The organism is Streptomyces sp. NPDC090022 (genome assembly GCF_044748145.1).
Lineage (GTDB): Bacteria > Actinomycetota > Actinomycetes > Streptomycetales > Streptomycetaceae > Streptomyces.
Genome location: NZ_JBIVFN010000008.1, coordinates 101,409 through 125,037, shown reverse-complemented (window position 1 = coordinate 125,037; position 23,629 = coordinate 101,409). Strand labels below are relative to the sequence as shown.

General features: G+C 74.0%; 17 protein-coding genes and 3 tRNA genes. 9 read left to right on the top strand and 11 right to left on the bottom strand.

What is annotated here, in order from left to right; all coding sequences use genetic code 11:
• Positions 1-81: 81 nt before the first annotated feature.
• Positions 82-155 (bottom strand) — tRNA-Lys (locus ACIPXB_RS17730).
• 217 nt (positions 156-372) lie between these two features.
• Here ACIPXB_RS17730 and ACIPXB_RS17725 point away from each other — a divergent pair.
• The 5 genes from ACIPXB_RS17725 to ACIPXB_RS17705 all read left to right on the top strand — a co-directional run bounded on the left by ACIPXB_RS17725 (position 373) and on the right by ACIPXB_RS17705 (position 8,209).
• Entirely contained in the window at positions 373-2,043 is a 1,671-nt protein-coding gene (locus ACIPXB_RS17725; protein WP_401450793.1) for a peptidoglycan-binding protein, read from the top strand.
• An 11-nt stretch (positions 2,044-2,054) separates the two neighbouring features.
• Complete coding sequence (locus tag ACIPXB_RS17720) at positions 2,055-5,354, top strand: SPFH domain-containing protein (protein WP_401450486.1); 3,300 nt, start codon at positions 2,055-2,057, stop codon at positions 5,352-5,354.
• A 169-nt stretch (positions 5,355-5,523) separates the two neighbouring features.
• Complete coding sequence (locus ACIPXB_RS17715; RefSeq protein ID WP_401450483.1) at positions 5,524-6,138, top strand: lytic polysaccharide monooxygenase; 615 nt, start codon at positions 5,524-5,526, stop codon at positions 6,136-6,138.
• 150 nt (positions 6,139-6,288) lie between these two features.
• A complete protein-coding gene (locus ACIPXB_RS17710; protein WP_401450480.1) occupies positions 6,289-8,010 on the top strand; it encodes an AMP-binding protein in 1,722 nt (573 codons plus the stop codon).
• 125 nt (positions 8,011-8,135) lie between these two features.
• A tRNA-Lys gene (locus ACIPXB_RS17705) sits at positions 8,136-8,209 on the top strand.
• 87 nt (positions 8,210-8,296) lie between these two features.
• Here ACIPXB_RS17705 and ACIPXB_RS17700 read toward each other — a convergent pair.
• On the bottom strand, positions 8,297-9,055 hold the full coding sequence (locus tag ACIPXB_RS17700; protein WP_401450478.1) for an IclR family transcriptional regulator: 759 nt from the start codon (positions 9,053-9,055) through the stop codon (positions 8,297-8,299).
• 483 nt (positions 9,056-9,538) lie between these two features.
• On the opposite strand from ACIPXB_RS17700, the gene ACIPXB_RS17695 reads away from it, so the two are divergent.
• Entirely contained in the window at positions 9,539-10,597 is a 1,059-nt protein-coding gene (locus tag ACIPXB_RS17695; protein WP_401450790.1) for an LLM class flavin-dependent oxidoreductase, read from the top strand.
• 263 nt (positions 10,598-10,860) lie between these two features.
• Positions 10,861-12,561, top strand: coding sequence for a glycosyl hydrolase family 18 protein (locus ACIPXB_RS17690; RefSeq protein WP_401450476.1), 1,701 nt, complete (start codon positions 10,861-10,863; stop codon positions 12,559-12,561).
• A gap of 177 nt (positions 12,562-12,738) precedes the next feature.
• Here ACIPXB_RS17690 and ACIPXB_RS17685 read toward each other — a convergent pair whose 3' ends face one another.
• On the bottom strand, positions 12,739-14,499 hold the full coding sequence (locus ACIPXB_RS17685) for a putative bifunctional diguanylate cyclase/phosphodiesterase (RefSeq protein WP_401450473.1): 1,761 nt from the start codon (positions 14,497-14,499) through the stop codon (positions 12,739-12,741).
• A 360-nt stretch (positions 14,500-14,859) separates the two neighbouring features.
• Between ACIPXB_RS17685 and ACIPXB_RS17680 the strand changes: the two genes are divergently transcribed.
• A complete protein-coding gene (locus ACIPXB_RS17680) occupies positions 14,860-16,221 on the top strand; it encodes a M6 family metalloprotease domain-containing protein (RefSeq protein WP_401450471.1) in 1,362 nt (453 codons plus the stop codon).
• A 55-nt stretch (positions 16,222-16,276) separates the two neighbouring features.
• Here the strand turns inward: ACIPXB_RS17680 and ACIPXB_RS17675 are convergent.
• From ACIPXB_RS17675 to ACIPXB_RS17660, 4 genes are all read right to left on the bottom strand, one after another.
• Positions 16,277-16,350: transfer RNA gene (locus tag ACIPXB_RS17675), tRNA-Lys, on the bottom strand.
• An 18-nt stretch (positions 16,351-16,368) separates the two neighbouring features.
• The gene (locus ACIPXB_RS17670) at positions 16,369-16,995 is read right to left on the bottom strand and encodes a bifunctional DNA primase/polymerase (RefSeq protein ID WP_401450469.1); all 627 of its coding nucleotides are present in this window, start codon (positions 16,993-16,995) and stop codon (positions 16,369-16,371) included.
• 171 nt (positions 16,996-17,166) lie between these two features.
• Entirely contained in the window at positions 17,167-17,502 is a 336-nt protein-coding gene (locus tag ACIPXB_RS17665) for a hypothetical protein (RefSeq protein ID WP_401450467.1), read from the bottom strand.
• Positions 17,503-17,588: 86 nt separating this feature from the next.
• Positions 17,589-18,137: an NADPH-dependent FMN reductase gene (locus ACIPXB_RS17660; protein ID WP_401450465.1), complete on the bottom strand. Its 549-nt coding sequence runs from the start codon at positions 18,135-18,137 to the stop codon at positions 17,589-17,591.
• Positions 18,138-18,247: 110 nt separating this feature from the next.
• On the opposite strand from ACIPXB_RS17660, the gene ACIPXB_RS17655 reads away from it, so the two are divergent.
• Complete coding sequence (locus ACIPXB_RS17655) at positions 18,248-18,730, top strand: MarR family winged helix-turn-helix transcriptional regulator (RefSeq protein ID WP_401450463.1); 483 nt, start codon at positions 18,248-18,250, stop codon at positions 18,728-18,730.
• A 6-nt stretch (positions 18,731-18,736) separates the two neighbouring features.
• On the opposite strand, the gene ACIPXB_RS17650 is transcribed toward ACIPXB_RS17655, so the two are convergent.
• The 4 genes from ACIPXB_RS17650 to ACIPXB_RS17635 are packed head-to-tail and all read right to left on the bottom strand — an operon-like array spanning position 18,737 to position 23,577.
• Positions 18,737-20,074, bottom strand: a complete 1,338-nt coding sequence (locus ACIPXB_RS17650) for an AAA domain-containing protein (RefSeq protein WP_401450461.1) — start codon at positions 20,072-20,074, stop codon at positions 18,737-18,739.
• Positions 20,071-21,654: a hypothetical protein gene (locus ACIPXB_RS17645; protein ID WP_401450459.1), complete on the bottom strand. Its 1,584-nt coding sequence runs from the start codon at positions 21,652-21,654 to the stop codon at positions 20,071-20,073. Before ACIPXB_RS17645 ends, ACIPXB_RS17650 begins: the two co-directional genes overlap by 4 nt.
• On the bottom strand, positions 21,642-22,817 hold the full coding sequence (locus ACIPXB_RS17640) for a hypothetical protein (RefSeq protein ID WP_401450456.1): 1,176 nt from the start codon (positions 22,815-22,817) through the stop codon (positions 21,642-21,644). The genes ACIPXB_RS17645 and ACIPXB_RS17640 overlap by 13 nt, the downstream gene beginning before the upstream one ends.
• Positions 22,759-23,577, bottom strand: coding sequence for a phosphatase PAP2 family protein (locus tag ACIPXB_RS17635; protein ID WP_401450454.1), 819 nt, complete (start codon positions 23,575-23,577; stop codon positions 22,759-22,761). The genes ACIPXB_RS17640 and ACIPXB_RS17635 overlap by 59 nt, the downstream gene beginning before the upstream one ends.
• Between the last annotated feature and the right edge of the window lie 52 nt (positions 23,578-23,629).

The following is a 23,629-nucleotide window of genomic DNA, read 5'->3' as shown; positions in this document are numbered from 1 at the left end:
GGCACGTCCCGGCAGTCCCGGTACGTCCCTCCCTGAACAACGAAGAAGCCCCCCGCTTGCGCGAGGGGCTTCTTCCGTCTGTGCGCCGCCAGGGACTCGAACCCCGGACCCGCTGATTAAGAGTCAGCTGCTCTAACCAACTGAGCTAGCGGCGCCTGCTGACAGAGAAAACTCTACCCCACGTTTCACGGTGCCCGTGACCAGCCACGCCCGACTTGTCCGATTAACGAATATTCGAGGGGTTTTCGTGCACGATATCTCTCGGTCGATCCACATCTGACGCCCCGCCAGATGTGCGCTGTCGGCTGCCGCCCGGGACGAGACCGAGACGTGGACGAGCAGGGGAGTGGGTTGGGCATGCAACAGCCGCAGATGCCGATTCCGGTCTTCGAGGAGTACGAGCCTGCCGGCGACTGCGCCTGCCAGGGCTGCGCCGAGCGCCGCCGGGCGCCGGCCATAGCGCTGCGGGACGGCGGACACCCCGCCGCGCACGGCGCCCGGCGCGTGCTGGTACTGGCCACGGCGGCCGGCGTGGTGCTGGGCGGCGGCGGTGGCGCCGGCATCGGCATCGGCGGCGCGGGGACGGCCGCTGCCCTGACCCCGGACGCCGTCCCGGCAGCCCCGCGGACCGACCCACCGCGGACGGACCCGCCGCAGGCCGAGGATCCGCCCGGTTCGCCCCAGGGCAAGCGGTCCCCGCTGCACGGCCGGCCGGGCCGGCCCGGGCCGCAGGCGGGAGCGGCGGGGGCGGCGAAGCGGATCGACCGGGCGACGATCATCAACCGGGCGAAGCTGTGGCTGGACGCCGAGGTCCCCTACAGCATGGAGAAGTACTGGACGGACGGCTACCGGCAGGACTGCTCCGGCTACGTCTCGATGGCGTGGAACCTTGGTACGAACGAGTGGACCGGCAGCCTGGACAAGTTCGCCACCAAGATCACCAAGGATGAGCTGCTCCCCGGTGACATGCTGCTCTTCCACAACCCGGCCGACCCCAACAAGGGCTCGCACGTCGTGATCTTCGGCGGGTGGGTGGACGACACGCGGACGCACTACATCGCGTACGAGCAGACGAAGCCGAACACGCGGAAGCTGGCGACGCCGTACGGGTACTGGAAGAACTCGGCCAAGTACCTCCCGTACCGCTTCACCGGCGTGACGGGCGGCGTCGAGCCCCAGCCGCAACCCCAGCCGCAGCCGACGCCGCAGCCCCAGCCGCAACCGCCGACGGGGCCGGCCGCGCAGGGGTCGATCTCGCAGACGTTCCCGGGGGCGGCGAAGTTCGGGCCGGGCGCCGACAACGAGTACGTCGCCCAGCTCGGCCGGATGCTGATCGACCGGGGCGGCCGCCGCTTCTACCCGAAGGGCGCCAGTACCAAGTGGAGCGACGCCGACCGGCTGGCCACGCAGGCCTTCCAGGAGGCGCAGGGCTGGACCGGCGCGGACGCGGACGGCATCCCGGGCGAGCACACCTGGCGCCTGCTGGTGCAGAAGCAGGGCAAGGACATCACCCCGATCCGCACGGGCACGCCGCCCCAGGCCACGCCCAACGGCGCCCGGCCGGCTACGGGTAACGGTGCCCGCCCGGTTGCGGGTGCCGCGGCCCGCCCGGTCAAGGGCAACGGTGTCCGCCCGGCTACGGGTGCTGCGGCTCGTCCGGTCAAGGGCACTGGCGCCCGCCCGACTACAGGCGGTGCCGCGGCCCGCCCCGCCACGGGCAACGGTGTCCGCCCCGCCACGGGCAACGGTGTCCGTCCCGCCACGGGCGCGGGCGCCCGTCCCGTCACCGGCGCCGGGCACCGGATCCCGGCGTTCCCGGGTGCGGGGGTCTTCCGCCCGGGCAGCAGCCACCCCTCGATCGAGGCGCTGGGGCGGCAGCTCCGCAAGAAGGGCTTCGGTACGCACTACACCTCCGGTCCGGGCGCCCGCTGGACCGAGGCCGACCGCCGCAACGTCGAGGCCTTCCAACGCGCCCAGGGCTGGCGCGGCGCCTCGGCCGACGGCTACCCGGGCCCGGAAACCTGGCGCCGGCTGTTCGCATGACGGAGGCAACGATGTACCCCACGCGCACCACGTTCACGACGGGCACCCTGCGGCTGACCCCGTCACGCCTGTCATCACCGCTGTCTCCGCTGTCGCCGCTGTCGCCGCCTCTGCCGCCCGCGGCACCGGTCAGCTCGGGGTACGGGGTGGTCCCGGCCTGGGCCGTCCCCGAGGCGGACCTGCCGGGGGCCCGGGCCGCGGAGTACGGGCGGATCCCCGCCCCCGGGGTCGAGGTGGCCGTGGCGCAGGCCGTGGCTCACGCGATGGCCGAGGTGGACACGCTGGACCTGCCGCGGCTGACGGCGGTCGGCGGAAGCCTCGTCACGGAGGTCCCGGCGGACCTGCCATTCGCGGTCCCCCGCGCCCCGGCGCGCCCCACCGCCTCCGTCGACGACCCGCTCCCGGCCCCGACCGCCTCCCAGGGACCGCCGCTGCCCGCTGCACCGTCCCCAGCGACCCCTCTCTCGGGCCCCTCCGCAGCCCGCGCGCCACAGCCGTCGGGCCCCCTCCCGCAGACCCCGTCCGCCCCCGCGTGGCCCGCCGGGCCCGCCGGGTCCCCGGCACCCCACGCCTCGGCCCCGGCGGAGCCGGTGGCCGCCGACGGTCTGGAGGGGGCGTCCGGCGGATCGGCGGCGGCAGGCCCAGCGGTCGGGCTCCGTCCGGGCACTCGCGCCGACGCGGAGTCGACGGCGGCCGATCGGTTCGTGCGGCCGGTAGGAGACCACGGCCCGCAGGCGGCATACGCGGACACCCGCCCTTCGGCGGACGAAGGGCGCGCCCCTTCGCCGCTGTCCTCGGCGGAGTCGGCGGCGGCCGGCCGACGGGCCGGGAAGCCGTCGACGAGGGCGTTCACCGACGACCCGGTGTTCGCCACCGGCTGGGCCGCCGCTTCCGTACCCGGACGCACGGCCCCGTCCGGCCCGGACGCCAGTGACGCGTCGCGGTCGCTCGCGGCCGACGGACTGACCGGTGGCACCCTCCCCGGGGACACGTACGCCGCCCACCCGGCGGCCCGCTCCGCGTCGGACGCGGAGCGCCGTGCCGCACCCGAGGCGGATGTCCGCGCCGACGCGGAACCGCACGTCGTGCCAGGCTCCGTGCGGTCCGCCGGACCCTTGCCGAGGGACGTATCCGGTTCCGGAGTCGACGCCGACATCGCTGCGGAACCGTCGTACGACGGCTCCGCGCCGGACCCCGGCCCCGTCGCACACGGCTTCGTGGGGCAGGCGACGGACGCCGCCCCCGGCGGCCGGCCACGTGCCGAGGGCGCGGCGCACACCTCCCTGCCGGTCCGCCCGTTGGGCTTCGCCGGGCACCCGGACACCGGTCCCGCCCCGGCGGCGGCCCACACCGGCCCCGCTGCCGCACCCGCCTCCGCCGTTCTCCGCGGCCCTGTCGCCGACACGGCCTCCTCGGCCCCGTCGGCCCTCGGCCCGGCCCCCACGGACGGCGCACCGCACATGGCTTCCCGGCCCGCTGCCACGGCCCCCGCGGTCCCGCTCTCCGGGGATGCGGCAGTCGGCACGGGGACGACGGACGACGGCTCGCGACGCGTGCCTGCCCGCTCCGACGTCACGCGTGGCGCCGCCGCCACAGGCCGGGACCTGAAGGGCGACGGTCCCCGCCCGGCCCGTCCTCCGGTGGCCCCGGCCGACGACGCGCCCCGAGTGGGACCCCGTCCCGACGGAGCGGCGGCCGCAACCCCCGCCCCGGCCGGTTCCGCCCCGGCTGAGGCAGCCGAACCCCCCGCCCCCGCCGCCCACTCGGGCACCACGGGCAGCGTTCCCACCCTGGACCTGCCCGCCCCGGCCCCGGCCCCGGCGGACGGCGTTCCCGATCTGGCCCTGTCCACCCCGGCCGCCGCCCACCCGGCCCCGGCGGATGGCGCGCCCGCCCTTGACCTGGCCGCCCCGGCCGCCGCCCACCCAGGCACGGCGGTCGGCGTGTCCGCCCCGGACCTGTCCACCCCCGCCCCGGCCTCGACCGACGGTGTTCCCGCATCCGCCGCTTCGACCTCCGCCCTGGCGGACGGTACCCCCGCCCCGGCCGACGGGACCCCCGCCAGCACCCCACCCCGCCCCGATACCGCCGAGGGGACCGGGTCCCACCCGGTGTCCCTGTCCGAGGGCGCGCCGGACGGCGCCCCAGCCCCCGACCCCGACCCCGCCCCCGGCACCCGCAGGGTTCGCCTCGCCGGCGCCTCGCTCGGCGGTGGTCCCGCCGCCCTCGCCGGGGCCGCGGCTTCGTTCGTCGTCGCCGGGAAGGCCGTCAGCCGGGCCGGGGTGAACCGGAACACCGTCCCCGACCCCGACACCGGAACCCTGCACCGGATCGACACCGCCCCCACCCCCACGCCCACCCCCGCCGCGCCCCGGACCGCGCGCCCCGTCGCCGTACCCCCGCGCCGTGTGCCGCTCGGCGACGCGCGGTTGCGGGAGGTGCGCGGGCCCGTGCTGCCCGGGTGGGCCGGGGTGCTCGTCGGGCTCGTCGCGGTCGTCGGGTGCGCGGGCGTGCTGTGGCGGGCCGGGGTGCTGCCGGCCCAGCTGGTGGCGGCGTTCGGGGCCGAGCCCCGGCCGTACGCCGGGCTGCGGGCGTACCACTGGCCCCCGCTCGCCTTCCTCGGCATCGTCGCGCTGCTCGCCCTCGGCGGTCTCGGCCGCGGCAAGGTCGGCCACGCCTGGGTGCTCACCCTCTTCGGGCGCTACCGGGGCACGGTCCGCAGGGCCGGGCTGCTCTGGATCAGCCCGTTGCTCCTGCGCCGCAGGGTCGACGTACGCATCCGCCACTGGCGCAGCGAGCCCATGCCCGCCGTCGACGCGGGCGGCCTCGCCCTGCGTGTCGTCGTCCAGGTGGTCTGGAGGGTCAAGGACACCGCCCGCGCCACCTTCGCCGTCGCCGACCACACGGCGTACCTGGCCGAACAGGTCGAGTCCGCCATGGCCCGCGTGCTCTCCCAGCTGCCCGCCGACGCCTTCCACGAGGACGCGCCCACCCTCCGCGACGCCGAGGCCGTCGGTGACGCGCTGACCCGGATGCTCGCCGTCGAGACCGAGGCCATCGGCATCGAGGTGTACTCGGCCCAGCCCACCCGGATCGAGTACGCGCCCGAGGTCGCCGCCGCCATGCAGCGCCGCCGCGTCGCCGCCATCGACGCCAAGCACCGCGACAGCGTGCTCACCTCGGTCGTGGACGCCGTCGACGACACCGTCAACCGGCTGACCACCCGGGGCCTGGTCGAGCTCGACGACTACGAGCGCAAGGCTCTGGTCAAGGACCTCACCGTCGCCTTCTACACCGGCCGCGCCGAATAGCCCAGCGGTACGCCCCACCCCGCACCGCGATTGGTATGGACAACGTCAACTCGCGTCAATAATCTGAGACTTGGTCTAGACCTGGATCCCCGGTGCCGGCCGCACCGGGGAACCGTCATCCCCACATCCCCACGCTCACCGGACATCCCCCCACGTTCAAGGGAGCATCATGCGTAACACCCGCACCGTCTCCGCCAGACGGGCCGGCGCCGCCACGCTCGGCCTCGGTCTCATAGCCGGCGCCTCCCTCCTCATGGCGCCGAGCGCGAGCAGTCACGGCTACACCGACAGCCCCATCAGCCGCCAGAAGCTCTGTGCCAACAGGACTGTCGCCAACTGCGGTCAGATCCAGTGGGAGCCGCAGAGCGTCGAGGGCCTCAAGGGCTTCCCGGCCGCCGGCCCCGCCGACGGCAAGATATGCGCCGGCGGCAACGGCCAGTTCGCCGAGCTCGACGACCCCCGTGCCGGTGCATGGCCCACCACCCGGCTGACCAGTGGCCAGAACTTCACCTTCCGGTGGCAGTTCACCGCCAACCACTCCACCACGGACTTCAAGTACTACGTCACCAAGAACGGCTGGGACCCCTCCAAGCCCCTCACCCGCGCCTCCCTGGAGTCCCAGCCCTTCCTGACCATCGCCTACAACGGCGCCCGCCCGCCGATGACCTTCTCCCACCAGGGCGCGCTCCCCAGCGGCAAGACCGGACGCCACCTGATCCTCGCCGTCTGGACCATCAACGACACCGCCAACGCCTTCTACGCCTGCTCCGACGTCCAGTTCTGACGTCCGGTCCTGACGTCGGGTCCTGACGTCGGGTCCTGACGTCCGGTCCGGCGGTCGGTTCTCCGGCGGTCGGTTCTCCGGCGTCCAGATCTCCGGCGTCCAGATCTCCGGCGTTCATTTCTGACTCATCGTCAGCTACCCTCCGGCCGCATGCGGACCACACCCGGAACCGTCGCGGAGCTCATCACGCGCCAATGGGGCGACCACCGGCCCGGGCTGCGGTACGGCGACACCGTCCTCAGCCACCACCGGACCGCCCAGGAGGCCGCCGCCCGCGCCGCGCTCCTGGGCGACCTGCTGCCGCCGGGCGCGCAGCCGCACGTGGGGGTGCTGCTCGACAACACCCCCGAGTTCCCGTTCTGGCTCGGCGCGGCGGCCCTCGCCGGGGCCGCCGTCGCCGGGATCAACCCCACCCGGCGCGGCCCCGAGCTCGCCCGCGACATCCTGCACACCGAGTGCGCCGTGCTGGTCACCGAGCAGGCCCACCTGCCGCTGCTCGCCGGGCTCGACCTGCCCGGCGTACGGATCCTGGTCACCGACAGCCCCGCGCGCGGCGGCGAGCACGGAGGCGAGCACGGCGCCGGGCTCGGCGAGGAGTACGCCGCCCTGCTCGCCCCCTACGCCGGCGCCCGCCCCGAGGACGTCGCCGCCCGCGCCCCCGGTCCCGCCGACCGGCTGCTGCTCTACTTCACCTCGGGCTCCACCGGCGCGCCCAAGGCCGCCATCTGCACCCAGGGCCGGCTGGCCGCCGCCGGGAGCTCCCTGGCGCGCCGGTTCTCCGTCGGCCCGGACGACGTCCACTACGTCTGCATGCCGATGTTCCACGGCAACGCCGTCATCGCCGACTGGCTCCCGGCCCTCGCGGCCGGCGCCTCCGTCGCCCTGCGCCGGCGCTTCTCGGCCTCCGCGTTCCTGGACGACGTCCGTGCGTACGGCGCGACCTACTTCACCTACGTCGGCCGGGCCGTCCAGTACCTGCTGGCCACCCCGCCGCGCCCCGAGGACCGCGACCACGCGCTGCGCCTCGGCTTCGGCACCGAGGCCGGGGCCGTGGACGCGGCGCGCTTCGCGGAGCGGTTCGGGGTACGGCTGGTCGAGGGGTACGGCGCCACGGAGGGCGGCGCCTCCGTCCAGCGGACCCCGGACACCCCGCCCGGGGCGCTCGGCCGGGCCGGCGCCGGGGACGACCTCGCCGTCGTCGACCCCGCCACCGGCGCGGAGTGCCCGCCGGCCCGCCTGGACGCCGACGGCCGGCTGCTGAACGGTTCCGAGGCCATCGGCGAGCTGGTCAACCGGGGCCGCAGCCTCTTCGAGGGCTACTGGCGCAACCCCGGCGCGGAGGCCGCCCGTACCCGCGACGGCTGGTACTGGACCGGCGACCTGTTCTTCCGCGACGCCGAGGGGTTCCTCTACTTCGCGGGCCGCACGGACGACCGGCTGCGCGTGGACAGCGAGAACCTCGCCGCCGCGGTGATCGAGAACATTCTGGCCCGCTGGGACGCCGCGAGCGCCGTCGCCGTCTACGCGGTTCCCGACGAGCGGGCGGGCGACCAGGTCATGGCGGCCCTCGCGCTGCGTGACGGCGCCGCCGCGTTCGACCCGGAGGCGTTCACCGCCTTCCTCGCGGCCCAGCCCGACCTCGGCACCAAGATGGCCCCGCGCTACGTACGGGTCCTCGCCGCCCTGCCGGTCACCGCGACCAACAAGATCCACCGGGTGGCCCTGCGCCGGGCCGGCTTCGCCGATCACCCCGACCCGGTCTGGTGGCGCCCGCCGGGGTCCGCCGCGTACCGCCCGCTGACCGGCCGGGACCGGACGGAGCTGCTCGCCGCGTACGCCGCGCAGGGGCGGGCGGACCTGCTGGGCCGCTAGGCCTGTCGCGGCCGGGGCGACCAGAGTGACCGGAGTGGCCGAGGTGACCGGGGTCACGTTTGGCGGCCCCGGGGTGGCGGTCACGAGCACCCCTCGGGACCAGGTAGTATTTTCTCTGTCAGCAGGCGCCGCTAGCTCAGTTGGTTAGAGCAGCTGACTCTTAATCAGCGGGTCCGGGGTTCGAGTCCCTGGCGGCGCACCTGAAGCTCAGGGCGGGTACCGGTTCACCGGTACCCGCCCTGAGGCGTTTCCGGAGGTTCCAGCGGTCCCAGCGCCCGGGGCTCGTCTAGAGCGTCAGCGACAGCAGCAGGGGCGCGGCCTTCCGGTTCAGCGCGTCCGCCGCGGCCCGCAGCCGGTGCGCGTGCTCGACCGGCATCGACAGGGCCAGGCAGCCGACCGAGGCCCCGGCCGTGATCGGTACCGCCGCGCAGACCGTCCCCACCGCGTACTCCTGGAGGTCCAGCACCGGCACCGTGGCGGGCTGGGAGTCCAGCTTCGAGAACAGGATCCGTTCGTTGACGATCGTCTTCGACGTCAGACGGGCGATCTTGTGCCGGGAGAGGTGGTCGCGGCGCCCGTTCTGGTCGAGCTGCGTCAGCAGGCACTTGCCCACGGCGCTCGCGTGCGCCGCCGAGCGGAAGTCGACCCACTCGTGGACCTTCGGTGTGCGCGGACTGTCCGCGAACTGCGTGATCTTGACCTCGCCGTCGACGTACCGGCTGATGTAGACGGCGGCCCCCACCGAGTCCCGCAGCCGGTCCAGGGTCTCCTGCAGCTTGTTGTGCAGGGCCTGCTGGCGGTCGATGCCCGAGCCGAGCAGGACGAGCGAGTCGCCTATCGTGTACGCGCCGTCCGACACCTGCAGGACGTACCCCTCACGGCGCAGCATGAGGAGCATGGGGGCGAGATGGACGGCGGGCAGGCCGGTCTCGCGGGCGATCTGTACGTCGGTCACGCCGCCCGCGTGCCGTCCGATCGTTTCCAGCACGCGCAGGGCGTACTGCACCGAGTGGAACGGCGCGGTCGGCTCGGGCTTCAGCGCCACGGTTTCCCCCTAGCAGGTTGTTACCGCTTGCCCTACCACGATAGCCATCAAGAGGCCCATGTGGAGCGCCTGTTGATGAGATTGATGGCTCAATCATGCCCCTTCGCCAGTGGCCACTCGCATGGCATATGCCAAGGTCATGAGCAGTCTCCCGGTGTGCCGGGAATGCCTGCCCGCCACAGCCTGTTCGATCCCTTCGTACGGGCGGACTGACCTGAGCGGTATGTGAGGGGAGCGACGATGAGTGACGCCGGGGACGGGGTCGGGGGCCGGGAGGAGCCGGCCGCCGGGGTGCGGGGCGAACGCCAGACCGGGTGGCCCGTCGAACCAAAGACCGAGAGCCCCTCCGAACGCCGGTCCGGGAGTCCCTCCGAACACCGGGCCGAGGATCCCGTCGCACACCGGACCGAGGGTCCTTCCGTACCCCGGACCGAGGGGCCTTCCGAACCCCGGACCGAGGGTTCCGCTACCCCCGCCGACCCGATCCGCGGCACCGCCCGCGGCACCGCGCCGGTGCCGCTGTCCGTACTGGACCTGGTCACCGTCGGCGTCGGCAGCACCGCCCACGCCTCCCTGCGCACCAGCGTGGCCCTCGCGCGGCTGGCGGAGTCCCGTGGCTTCGAGCGCCACTGGGTCGCCGAGCACCACTCCATGCCCGGGGTCGCCAGCTCCTCCCCGGCGGTGATCCTGGCCCACCTCGCCGCGCACACCTCCCGCATCCGGCTCGGCTCGGGCGGGGTGATGCTGCCCAACCACGCGCCGCTCGCCGTCGCCGAGCAGTTCGGCACCCTGGAGGCGCTGGCGCCGGGCCGCGTCGACCTCGGGCTCGGCCGTGCCCCCGGTACCGACGGGCGCACCGCCCTCGCGCTGCGCGGGCCGGGCCGGCTGGACGAGGCGGCCGAGGAGTTCCCGCGCCAGCTCGCGGAGCTGACCCGGTTCCTCGACGACGACTTCCCCGACGGCCACCCCTACGCCCGCGTGCACGCCGTCCCCGGTCCGGTGCAGGGTCCGGCCGCCCGGCCCCCGCTGTGGCTGCTGGGCTCCTCCGGGTTCAGCGCGCGCCTGGCCGGGCAGCTCGGGCTGCCGTTCGCGTACGCCCACCACTTCTCGGCGGCGGGCACCGTGCCGGCGCTGGAGCTCTACCGGGACAGCTTCCGCCCCTCCGCCGTGCTGGACGAGCCGTACGCCGTCATCGGGGTCGCCGCGCTCGCCGCCGAGGACGCGGCCACCGCACGGGCCCAGGTGCTCACGGGCGCGCTGTCGATGCTGCGGCTGCGGTCGGGCCGCCCCGGGCTGGTGCCGACGCCCGAGGAAGCGGCGGCGTACCCGTACACCCCGCTGGAGCGGGAGTTCGTGGACGGCTGGCTCGCCACGATCGTGCACGGCACGCCCGACGAGGTCCGGTCCGGGCTCGACGACCTGGCCAAGCGGACGGGCGCGGACGAGCTGATGCTGACCACCAACGCGCACAGCGGCGCGGCGCGGCTGCGGTCGTACGAGCTCGTCGCAGATGCGTACGGGATGCCGACGGCCGCCCTCTGACCCGGCCGGCCGCGCGTGAACGGGGTTTGGCTGGTTTGTTGCCGAAACCGTGCGCCGGGCCTCCTCAAGGGAGCCTTAACCCGCTCGTCACCAGGGGTGGCGAGCGGTTTCTGATGTGACGTCAGGCCCCTGACTTGGGAAAATACGCCGCGAGTGGTCTAGTCCTTATTTGGCGCAAACCATTGACGCGGTGTTCACGTGATCGCTATCACTGCTTCCACCCGGGCTGTCACATCCTCCCCTCCCACATTCGGAGGCTGTTCATGCACATCCGTAAACCCCTTGTCGCGGCCGCCGCCACGGCCGCGCTCGCCGCCGGAGCGCTGGCCGCGTTCGCGGGTCTCGGCACGGCCGCCGCCGCCGACTCCACCGCGGGTACGACCGCCGCCGCGGGCGGGGTGCGCATCGCGTACTACGACCAGTGGAGCGTGTACGGCAACGCCTTCTATCCCAAGCACCTCGACACCCGGGGCATCGCGGGCAAGCTGGACATCATCAACTACTCGTTCGGCAACATCCACCCCACCGAGCTCACGTGTTTCGAGGCGAACAAGGCCGCCGGCGACGACAACAACCCGAACGCCGGTGACGGCGCGGGTGACTCGTACGCCGATTACCAGAAGTCCTTCAGCGCGGCCGACAGCGTCGACGGCGTCGCCGACAAGTGGGACCAGCCGATCGTGGGCGTCTTCAACCAGTTCAAGGAACTGAAGGCCAAATACCCCCACCTGAAGATCAACATCTCGCTGGGCGGCTGGACGTACTCCAAGTACTTCCACGACGCGGCCAAGACCGACGCCTCCCGCAAGAAGTTCGTCGCCTCCTGCATCAAGCAGTACATCAAGGGCGACCTCCCGGTGGAGGGCGGCTTCGGCGGGCCCGGCACCGCGGCCGGCATCTTCGACGGCATCGACATCGACTGGGAGTACCCGGGCTCCTCCGGCGGCCACCTGGGCAACCACTACGGCCCCGAGGACAAGGCCAACTTCACGCTCCTGCTGGCGGAGTTCCGCAAGCAGCTCGACGCCGAGGGTGCGGCGGGCGGCGGCAAGAAGTACATGCTGACCGCGGCCCTGCCGGCCGGCCAGGACAAGATCAAGTACATCGAGACCGACAAGATCGGCCAGTACTTGGACTACGCCAACATCATGACGTACGACATGCACGGCGCCTGGGACGGCGACGGGCCGACGTACCACCAGTCCCCGCTGTACCCGTCCGCGGCCGACCCGACCGACCCGATCGCGCCGGGCACCGAGAAGTACTCGATCGACAACGCCATCGACTCCTGGATCGACGGCAACCCGGCGTACGGCATCACGGGCGGCTTCCCGGCGAACAAGCTGACGCTGGGCTACGAGTTCTACTACCGCGGCTGGAAGGGCGTGCCCGCCGGCACCACCAACGGTCTCGCGCAGAGCGCCACCGGCGGCTCGGGCGCCCGTCCGCTGAGCCAGCAGGCCGGCATCGCGCACTTCAAGGAGCTCGGCGGCATCGTCGACAACCCGGCGACCACCTTCTGGGACGACCAGTCGAAGTCCTCGTACTTCTACAAGGACGGCGAGTTCTTCACCGGCCTGAACCAGAAGTCGATCCAGGCGCGGGTGGACTACGGCAAGCAGCGCGGCCTGGCCGGCGCGATGATGTACTCCCTGCTCGGCCTGGACAACAACATCACGCTGCTGAACCAGATCAACACCGCGCTGGGCGGCCCCACGGTCCCGCCGACCACGCCTCCCACGACCCCGCCGACCACGCCTCCGACCACCCCGCCGACCACGCCGCCGACGACCCCGCCCACGGGCTGCGGCTCCACCCCGGCGTACGTCGCGGGCACCGTCTACACCGGCGGCAGCGAGGTCGCCCACAACGGCCGCACGTACAAGGCCCAGTGGTGGACGCAGAACGAGACGCCGGGCACCACCGGTGAATGGGGTGTCTGGAAGGACCTCGGCGCCTGCTGATCCCCCCACCCCGCGCCGAGCGACGCCTCCGCCCCGCCCCGGATTCCGGGTGCGGGGTGGCGGTGTGTCAATACCGGCCGGATTCCGCGGACGTGAGCGGGTTCGGATGGACGGGTCGCCGGGGAGCCTCCACGGGCCTCGCGCGCCCGTACCGCCCGTACCGCCCGCCCCCCCGGCTTACCCCGCGGCCGGGGCGACGGCCTCCCGCGTGACGATCATCTCCGCGATCCGTTCCGGCGCCACCGCCCGGGAGTACAGCCAGCCCTGGCCCGTGTCGCAGCCGACGCGCCGCAGCCGGGCCGCCTGCCCCGCCGTCTCCACGCACTCGGCGGTGACCGTCAGCCCCAGCCGGTGGGCGAGCTGGACCATGGCCTCGACGATGGTCTCGTCGGCCGGGTTGGGGTGCGTGCCCTCCTCGTAGCGGAAGCCGCGGACGAAGGACCCGTCCAGCTTGAGCACCGAGACCGGGAGCCGGCTCAGGTACGCCAGGTTCGAGTAGCCGGTGCCGAAGTCGTCGATGGCGATGCGCACGCCCATGTCGCTGAGCGCCTGGAGGGCCTGGAGCGGGCGCCCGGCCGAGCCCATGACCGCCGACTCGGTCAGCTCCAGTTGCAGCAGCTGCGGGGTGAGGCCCGTCTCCGCGAGGATCTCCGCGACATCGCCCACCAGGTCGGAGTCCCACACCTGGCGCACCGCCACGTTGACGGACACGAACACCGGCGAGTCGCTGGGGTGCTCGATCTGCCAGCGCCGGGCCTGCCGGCAGGCCGTACGCAGCACCCACTGCCCCAGCTGGACGATCGACCCGTCCTCTTCCGCAATTCCGATGAACCGATTCGGCGTCAGCGTTCCGAACTGCGGGTGGTTCCAGCGCACCAGGGCCTCCACCCCGCGCACGGCCCCGCTCTCCAGGTCCACCAGCGGCTGGTACTCCAGCTCGAACTCGCCCCGCTCGACCGCCGGCCGGAGGGTGGAGGACAGGGCCTGGCGGGTCATGCGGTGCGCGTTGCGCTCCGGGTCGAAGAGGGTCCAGCGGGCCTTGCCGTCCGCCTTCGCCCAGTACAGCGTCGTGTCCGCGGCCTGCATCAGCCCCGTCGCCGAGGTCCCCTCCGTCGTCCGCTCCACCACCCCGATCGACGCCGACACCGACAGCCGCTGCCCGGCCAGGTCGAACGGCTCCTGGACGGCGGCCAGGACGGACCGGGCCAGGTCGGCCAGCTGCTCGGTGCCCGTGGAGTCCTCCACCAGCAGCGCGAACTCGTCCCCGCCCAGCCGCGCCACCAGGTGGCCGCCCGTGCGCCCGTACCCCGACTGGTCGGCGCACGTCGTCAGGCGCGCCGCCACCGCCGTCAGCAGCCGGTCGCCCACCCGGTGCCCGAGGGTGTCGTTGACGGCCTTGAAACCGTCCAGGTCCAGGTAGCACAGCCCGATCCGGCCGGTGCCACCGTGCTCGTACGAGGAGGACTCCAGGGCGGCCGAGAGCCGTTCGAAGAACAGCGCCCGGTTGGGCAGCCGGGTGACCGGGTCGTGCATCTGGAGGTGCCGCAGCCGGGCCTGGAGGTCGCGCCGGTCGCTGATGTCCGCGACCGACAGCAGCACGTCACGGCTGCCGGGTACGGGCCCCAGCGTGACCTCGGTCCACACCGAGTGCCCGTCGGGGTGCTTGAGCCGGCGGGTGCAGCGCAGCCGCGCCTGCCGGCCGCGCAGCACCTCCCGGTACGCCTGCCAGGTCCGGGCCTCGGCGGCCAGGTCCACGAGCTCGGCAGCCCGCTGCTCGACGAGCGCGTGCGGCTCGGTGCCCAGCAGCGTGGCCAGCGCGTCGTTGGCCGCGACGACGAATCCGTCCCGGTCGACGACGGCCATCGGGAGGTGGGCGGCGTTGAACGCGGCCCGGTAGTCGCGCATTTCGAAGCCGCTCCGGGACGGCCCTGCCGCCATCGGAGAGTAACGCTCCGTAGTGGCCGGACGGATGCTGTCGGCCGCCGAACCGGTTCCCTCTGAGGTTCCGCTCACCGCTCGCTCCCGCAGTTCTCGTGATGGCCGCGCAGGAAAGTGTGCCGATCATAGAGCCACCCGCACGGGCCTATCCAGCGGCGTCGCCGTCCGTGGGGCAGCACTTCGTCAGCGTGACGGTACGGGCGGGGGGTACCGCCTGATCGTTTCTGCACGGCTCTGAGCAGGCAAACTCCGCAGCTGATCTCAGGTGATCGGTCGTGACGTTCTGTAGGCGAGACGTGAAGGCCGGGGGTCATCGGCGCGCCCGTCCGCTCACTCGCGTGGGGCAGCGGAACAGGACATATGACAGTAAGTCGCCGCAAGGTGGAGGAGTTATGGCAAAAACCACCACCGGAGGTCGATGTGCCGCGACAGCAGACACCCGGGGGAGTGGAGCGTGACCGCGACCGGGACCGCGACCGGGACCACGGTCCCGACCGCGACCGCGACCGCGCCCGCGACCGCGACCGCGCCCGCAGCGCCGCGGCCGCCCTCACCTCCCTGACGGCACTCGCCGCCATGTCTCTCGTCGCGGGGCCCGCGGTCGCCGACTCGGGGGCCGGGCCCTGCGCCCTCACCCGTACGGCGGCACACCACTCCCTGGGTCTGGACACCTGGAACCGCGCCTACCCCAGGCCCGTGCGCACCCTGAACGCGGTCATGGTGTTCCTCTCCTTCCCCGACGCCGGGCCGCGGGTCACGCCGAAGGAGCTGACGGGCGACTACTTCCCGGCGACCAGCGAGTTCTTCGAACGCGCCTCGTACGGGAAGTTCACGCTGGTGCCGCACCCGCAGCCGGAGTGGGTCCAGATGCCCAAGGCGTCCACCGCGTACGGGATACAGCGCGACTGGGCCCCGGAGGACCGGGCGGCCTACCTGCGCGACGCGGTCGCCACCGCGGACGAGAAGGTCGACTTCTCGGCGTACGACGTCGTCTACTTCGTGGCCGACCCGGACGCGCCCGGGGTGGACTCCGACGCCACCAAGGTCGTCAACTTCGACCGTCCGATCCGGGCGGACGGCACGGACCTGCGGCGCATCGTGACCGTCTTCGAGCAGCACCCGCCAGACCGCAACGTCCTGGCCCACGAGACGGGCCACGTCTTCGACCTGCCCGACCTCTACCACCGGCCGACGGACGGCAAGGGGGACTGGGACACGTACGTCGGGGACTGGGACGTCATGGGCAGCCAGTTCGGCATGGCCCCGGACCTGTTCGGCTGGCACAAGTGGAAGCTGGGCTGGCTGGGCGCGGCGCAGGTGGACTGCGTGCAGAACGGCTCCTCGCTGCACACCCTGGTCCCGCTCGGCGAGGCCCCGCCGCGGGGCGGCAGCGGGGGGACCCGGCTGGCGGTGGTCCGTACCGGCCCGGGCAGCGCGATCGCCGTCGAGGCGCGGGGCTCCGCCGGCAACGACGGGGAGACGTGCACGGAGGGCGTGCTGGTCTACCGGGTGCGCAACGAGGCGGCGTCGGGCGGCGGCCCGATCGAGGTCCTCGACGCGCACCCGGAGTCGGAGGCCTGCTGGGACCGATCGGTGTACCCGCCGCTGGCGGACGCGCCGCTGGAGGTGGGGGAGTCCTACGCGGTGCCGGGGGAGCGGATCCGGATCGAGGTCGCGGACCGGACGCGGTCGGGCGCGTACACGGTGAAGATCACCACGTAGCCGGTGGACAGACGAGCAAGGCCCCCTTCTCGCGAAGGGGGCCTTGCTCTTGTCGTGCGCCGCCAGGGACTCGAACCCCGGACCCGCTGATTAAGAGTCAGCTGCTCTAACCAACTGAGCTAGCGGCGCCTGCTGACGTCGTAGACATTAGCACCCGGACCGGCGGAACGAAAAATCGATATCCGCAGGTCCGCGGTGGCGGCCGCTCCGATCGGCCGCACCGGCCTCACCGGCCCGACGGGCCTGACCTGCTCGTCCGGCTCGTCCTGCCCGTCCGGCTCGTTCTGCCCGTCCGGCCCGGACGCAGGCCCACAGCAGGGCCTCGGGGCCGGGCAGCCAGGGGTCGCGACTGTCGGGGGCCACCAGCCAGCGGGAGGGGCCGGGCGTGGCGGCGAGCGCCGGGACGGTCACGGCGTCCCCGCGGCCGTGGCACAGCGGGCTCGGGACGTCGTCCTCCCACTCCTCCCAGCGCAGCAGCGAGGGCAGCCGGTCGGCGGTGCCGGGCTCGGCGAGGAGCAGCATGCGCCCCCGGTGCACGGCCACCGGCCCGGACCCGGGCCCCTCGTTCCACAGCAGGTCCAGCATCCGCCGCCCGAAGACGACGGGCACGTTGACGACGTCGAACACGGTCCCGCACGGCAGCACGGCGGGCGCGCCGGGCCGCGCCTGCCAGAGGGCGAGGGTGCTGCGGGGGTACGGCGCGGCCGAGGCGAGCCAGGCGGCGCCGTGCGGGGTGACGTGGGGGCGCGTGTCCGCGGTCAGCATCGTCGTCATGCGGACCAGATGTACCGGGCGTGCCCGGTCGCTTGCGCAGAGTTGCGCAAACGGAGGACGCCGCCCACCGGAGTGCGCTATGGCCCCGCCGGGGCGGGGCCGGACCTCCCCCGGAGGGAATCCGGGGGAGGCCAGGGGGAATCCGGGGGAGGCCAGGGGGCGGGGTCCGCGTTATTCGGGGTCCGGCGCCCCGCGGAGAAGGGCCTCGCCGAACTCGATCATCTTCAGCGCGTAGTCCTCGGTCCACTCCGCCCGCTCGGCGATCGCGGCCGCCGGCACCCGGTCGAAGCGGCGCGGATCCGCCAGCTGCGCGGCGGCGATCGCCTGGAACTCCACCGCCCGGTCCTGCGCCGCCCGGAACGCCAGCGTCAGCTCGGTCGCACGTGCCAGCAGCTCGCCCGGGTCCTCGATCGACTCGAGGTCGAAGAAGTGCTCGGGGTCCGCGGCGGCCTCCGCGGGCTCGAAGAGCAGCGGCGCGGGCCGCAGCCTCCGCTCGGGCTCTGCCATCCCTGTCCTCCTACGTCGGTGCCGGCTTTCCGGGCCATCCACCATTGTCCAACCCCGCGCAAGACCACCCCGTGGGGCCCAGGCCCCTACGCCTCCGCAGCCAGCTTCGCCAGCTCGTCGAGCAGCTCGGTGACCTGGCCGCCGAGGCCCTCCGGGGCCTGGAAGGCGCCGTCGGCGACCAGGGTGTGGATGCCCGCCACGGCCGGGGCCTGCGCGGCCGTACGCGTGCCGATGCGGTCCAGCACGGTGCGGATCATCTCGGCGGCCGGCGCGCCCCCGGACGGCCCCGCGCTGTAGCTGACGAGACCGACGGCCTTGCCCTTCCACTCCTGGTAGAGGTAGTCGACGGCGTTCTTCAGCGCGGCGTTGAAGCTGCCGTTGTACATCGGCATGACGAACAGCACGGCGTCCGCCGACTGTACGAGCGCGCTCCAGTCCTTGGTGTGCTGGTGCGTGTAGACGCCGGTGGCCGGCTGCTCCGGCTCGCCCAGGAGCGGCAGGGCGATCTCGCCGAGGTCGGCGGGGGTCACGGCGAAGCCGTCGTGCGCACGCGCGGTCTCGGTGACCCAGGCGGCGAGGGGGCGGCCGAGGGAGGTCGGGCGGGTGCTGGTGGACAGGACGAGCAGACGCGGCATCGCGCGGCCTCCGACAGGGAGTAGTAGTTGACGTGTCACTGATCAAAGCGGGCGCTGTGTGATGTGTCAACCAGGTAGATGACGTGTCACCCAACAGCTACAGTCTCCGCATGACGGAACCCGCGCCGACCGCCGAGCCCGCCTGGCTCACGGAGTCCGAGCAGCGCGCCTGGCGCGCCTGGCGCCGGATGTTCCCCCTGGTCAACGCCCGGATCGCCCGCGACCTCGGCCAGGACAGCGCCCTCTCCGAAGCCGACTACGACGTACTGTCCGTGCTCAGCGAGAGCCCCGGTCACCGCCGCCGCGTCAGCGACCTCGCCGAACGCATGCTCTGGTCGCGCAGCCGGCTCTCCCACCAGATCACCCGGATGGAGCTGCGCGGCCTCGTCCGCCGCGAGGAGGTCGCCTGCGACGGCCGCGGCGCCGAGGTGAGGCTCACGGAGACCGGGCTGGAGACGATCACCGAGGCCGCCCCGCCCCACGTGGCCTCCGTACGCCGGCACCTGATCGACCTGCTCACCCCCGCCCAGATGGAGGCCCTGACCCAGCTCGGTGACGCCATCACCGAGCGGCTGGCGGAGGAAGGGCCCTGACGGGCCTCACGGCCGCCACGTCACCCGGTGCTCCGCCAGGTGCGCCAGCACCACGTGGTTGGCCTCCCAGCCGTCCGGGAACTTCACCGTCACGCCCAGCTGCACCGGTTCCGTCGACGGGTGGTCGTCCAGCAGGTCCGCGATGCCCGCCCGGGCCACGACCACGCACGCGTGCCGGTGCCGGGACGCCAGCACGCACAGCCGGCCCGTCTCCAGGTGGAAGGCGGTCGCGTCCGGGCGGCCGGACAGCGGGTGCAGCACCACCGTCAGGTCGTACTCGCGGCCCTGCAGCCGGTTCGCGGTGTCCACCGTGACGCCCGTGACCCCGAGCTCGGCCAGCGCCGCGCGGACCGCCGAGGCCTGGTCGCGGTGGGCCGTGCCGACCGCGATCCGGTCCGCCGACAGCGGCCGCGGGTCCGGGGACTGCTCGTCCGCCGTCACCGCGCCGCGGTCCAGCGCGCGCCGTACGACCAGGGCGACCGCCCGTACCGCCTCCGGATCCGTGCGCGGGGTGTGCCGCGCGGGCAGCTCCAGCAGGCCCCAGCCCGCCTCCGCCGCCTCGTCCAGGACCCGGTCCGGGCCCGAGCCGTCCGAGGCCACGCCGTACGACAGCCGCCGGTCGCCGTGGCCCGTACCGCTGCGGAACGGGGTGTACGGGTAGAACGCGCCGGACACCAGGGGCGCCGCCGACGCCGGCAGCCGCCAGGACACCGGCAGCCGGTGCTGCGGCAGATGCGGATTGTGCGCCAGGAGCGTGGAGACCGCGCTCGCCGACGGGTCGTACGACAGACCCGCCCACTGCTCGGCGCCCACCACGCTGAACGGGTCCAGCTGCCCCGGGTCGCCCACGAACAGCGCCCGCTCGAACAGCCCGGCCACGGCCAGCAGCGCGTCCGAACGCATCTGGTACGCCTCGTCGACGATCGCGTGCTCCCAGGGCTCCACACCCTGCGTGTGCGCCCACTTGGCGGCCGTGGAGATCACGATCGGCAGCTCGGCCAGATCGCCCGCCTTGGCCGAGAGGGTGACCGAGGGCAGCTCGCGCAGCGCCGGGTCGTACGCGTCGCCGTCGCTGCTGTGCAGCCGGCCCACCTTCAGCTCCGGGTCCTTCTGCGCCAGCCGCAGCACCAGATCGTCGACCTGCGCGTTGGTCTGCGCGACCACCATCAGCCGGCGGCCGGCCCCGGCCAGTTCGCGGGCGGCCCGGACCACGAGCGTGGACTTGCCGGCGCCGGGCGGGGAGTCGACGACCACTCCCCGCTCGGTGCCGTGGAGCGTGTCATCGAGGATCGCCTCGGTGGCCCGAGCGGCGGCGGTGCCCGGGTCGAACGCGGTCGCGGTCACAGGACGTCCTCGTCGGTCACGGCGTCAACGGGGTGGGGGAAGAGCGCGGCGGCGGGCGATCCGGGCGGGCCGCCGTGGGTCCACGGGGTGTTCTCCGGGTCCGGCAGCTTCGGGCCGCCCCGGGCGTCGTGCTCGAACAGCGTCCAGCACAGCCGGTCGCCCTTCTCCGGCACCGAGCCCGGCTCCGGCTCCCGGCCGCGGCCCATCCGGTCCAGCAGCCGCAGCACCAGCTGCCCGTCCTCCTCGAAGCGGACGAACTCGGCGGTCTGCGTCCGGCCGTCGAGCACCCGGTACACCTTGCCGCCGCCGGCCTCCGCCAGCTGCGGGGTGTCCTCCGTGGCGACCGTCACCAGCGGGCGGGGACTGGGCCGCTTCGACTCCGTCCACGCCATCACCACCTCGGTGACCTCGCCCGCGAACGCCTCGCCCGCCAGCCGCCGGCCCGCCATCACCAGCGGATCGTCCAGCGCCTCCTGGGCGTCCAGGCGGACCTGCTCGGTCTCGCGCGTGGCCAGCTTCTGCGCCGCCGTCACCGCGTCGTCGCGGCGCGGCTGCGGGGGCTCGCCCGCCCGCACCCGGTCCCGGTGACCGGTGTAGGACCAGCGGTCGCGCGTCCAGCGCTCCTCGGCCCGCTCGCCCGGCCGCAGCGTGCGCATCAGGTCGACGGCCTCCCACACCGACCACCAGGTGTTCGCCATCTGCGCCACGACCAGGCGCCGGATCGCCCGCTCGGCCAGCCGCACCGGGTCCGCGTCGCGCGGCAGCCCGCCGGCCCGGGCCGCGTCGAACTTCGCCATCGCCGGGGCCAGCAGCTTGTTGTCGAAGGCCGGGTCGGTGGCCGGACCGGCCGGCGGCACCAGCAGCTGGCCGTCGGCGTCCCGGCCGTGCTCGGCGCGCAGCGCGGCCTCCGCCCCGGAAGCGCCCTCGGGGGGATCGATCCAGGCCAGCAGCGAGCCCAGGTGCTGGTCCTCCAGGTTGCTCTGCCCGGTCGCCCAGTGCCGCGCCAGCAGATCGGTCGCCGACAGCAGCATCGAGGAGCCCGGCACCCGTGCGCGCTCGCCCAGGTGCGTGAACCAGCGGCCCAGCAGCGGCACCTGGGTGGGCGCCGGGTAGGGGTTGTCCGGGTCCTCCTCCGCCGTCCGCCGGAACCGCATCGACCGGCCCAGCAGCCGGACGTACTCGATGCCCGCCCGGCTCGGCACGATCAGCTGCGGCGCGTCCACGCACAGCTCGGTCTCCACCTTGACCCGCTTGCCCGTCTCCGGGTCGGTCTCGGTGCGCTCGGCCGGCTCCACCACGTCCGCGTACCCGTCGAGGTACGGCATGACCCGCGCCGCGAGGTCCGCCAGGAACTCCCAGCGCAGGTCCCGGTCGCGCGGCTGCGGTACGACGAGGATCCGCGGGTCGTGCCGGTCGGTGCCGACCATCGCGCCCAGCGGCGCACCGGCCTCACCGGCCGTGGTCAGCGGCACGAACACCAGCGGTTCCGCGCCGATGTGCCGGTGCCGGACGGTCGCCAGCGGCTGGGCCCGGCCCGCGCGCACGGCCTCCAGCCGGGCCAGCGTGTTCAGCAGGGGCATTCGACGGCCTCCGGCACCTCGTACGGATCGGCGGCCGCGATCTCCAGGGCCTCCGCGCGCAGCCGGGCCGCCCGGTACAGCGCGGCGGCGGTCGGGTCGTCCCCGGCGCCCTCCCCGCGGGCGGCCGCGAGGGCCTCGCCGACGGTGGTCAGCGCCCCCAGCTCGCCCCGGACCGAGCGGCCCAGCGCCGTGACGGTGTCGGCGGCGCGCGCCGCGGAACGGCAGTGGAAGGCCAGCTCGCACGAGGCCAGGCACTCCGGCGCGTACACCGCGTCGACCGCGGCCACCGCCTCCGTCAGCTCCTCGGCGGGCCGGGCCACGTCGAAGCTCAGGCCCGCGGGCAGTGCGGCGGCCAGCTCCTCGACGCGGGTGAGCCGCTCCAGCTGGCGCCGGGTGACGGAGCGCTGCTTGCGGACGTCCAGGGCGGCCGCGGTGGGCAGGTTCGAGAAGTCCCTGGGGCAGACCAGCAGCGCCGTGTGCCCCACCCGCGCCTGCGGCAGCAGGTCGGCGGTCTTCTCCAGCGCCAGTACGTAGACGGCGGCCTGGCGGGCGGCGGCGCCGACCTTCGCCGCGTCCGCCGCCCCGTCGATCATCGGGAAGGACTTGATCTCGACGACCGTCCAGCGGCCGTCGGGGTGCACCACCACGGCGTCCGGCTCCAGATAGGCGGGGGTGCCCGCCACCTCCAGCGCCAGCATCGGGTGGTCCAGCAGGGTCCACGCGCCCTCGTCGCGGCCGGCCGCGGTGGCCTCGCGCAGCGCCAGCGCCGTACGGGCCGCACGGCCCTCGGGGCCGGCGGCGGTCAGGTCGGGGACGCGGGCGCCCCGGCCGGGCGGCTCGGCCCCGGCGCCGAGGTGCTCGTGGACCAGGCGCAGCAGCTCCGCCCCGCCGTCGCCCTTCACCTTGGCCTCGAAGGAATTGCCGCGGATCATGGCGAACTGCGACTGGCCGAAGGCCGCGGGCGAGCCCAGCGCCGAGGCCAGCGCGGTCTTGTCGACCCCGGCCCCGTCCAGCAGGGCGCGTCTGCCGCAGCCGGGGTTGGCGGCGAGCGCCGCCAGCGCCCGGGCGTCGAGCGGGCGGGGCGGCACGGCGGGGCCGCGCAGGTCAGCGAGCCGCTGCCGGAGAGTCGTCTGCGGAGGGCCGCTGGGCGGGTAGGAGCTCACCCGCGGAAGTGTCCCATCCGCCACTGACAATCGTGGGGCCGCGGCGGAAAACGATTCGCCGGGCCAGCAGACAACCGGCTCCCATGACCGCCGCGCCCGCGACCGCGTCGAAGAAGTAGTGGTTGGCCGTCCCCATCACGACCAGGGTCGTGACCAGCGGATACGCCACGCCGAACGCCCGTACCAGGGGCCGGCGGCCGTACATCCACAGCAGGACGCCGCACCACAGGGCCCAGCCGACGTGCAGGCTCGGCATGGCGGCGTACTGGTTGGTGAACGAGCCCATCCCGCGCGGCGCGCTGGCCTCCGCGCCCCACCAGCCGTACCCGCTGTACTGCGCCATCGTGTCGCTGAACCCGTGCGCCGCGTCCAGCAGCCGTGGCGGGCAGGTCGGCATCAGCGTGAAGCCGATCAGCCCGAGCAGCGTGGACGCCACCAGCCAGGTGCGCGCGAGGCGGTAGTGGGCGGGCCGGCGGCGGTAGAGCCAGACCAGCACGGCCGGGGTCACCAGGTAGTGCAGCGAGGCGTAGACGAAGTCGGCGGGCACGCCCAGCCAGGCCTGGTCGGTGAACAGCCGGTTGAGGGGCCGTTCGAAGTCCATCCCGAGGGCGCCCTCGAAGCGCAGGATCGCGAGCCCGTGGTCGACGGCGAGCTGCACGTCGCCGCGGGCGAGGAGTCTGCCGCCCGAGTACGCGGCGTAGACGAGCCCCAGGAGCAGCAGTTCGGCCCACCAACGGGTGGGCCGGGGCCTGTGAGTCATACGGTGTAAGACGCACGTATGTACGGACGGGTTGCCTGGTGTTCCTGTGATG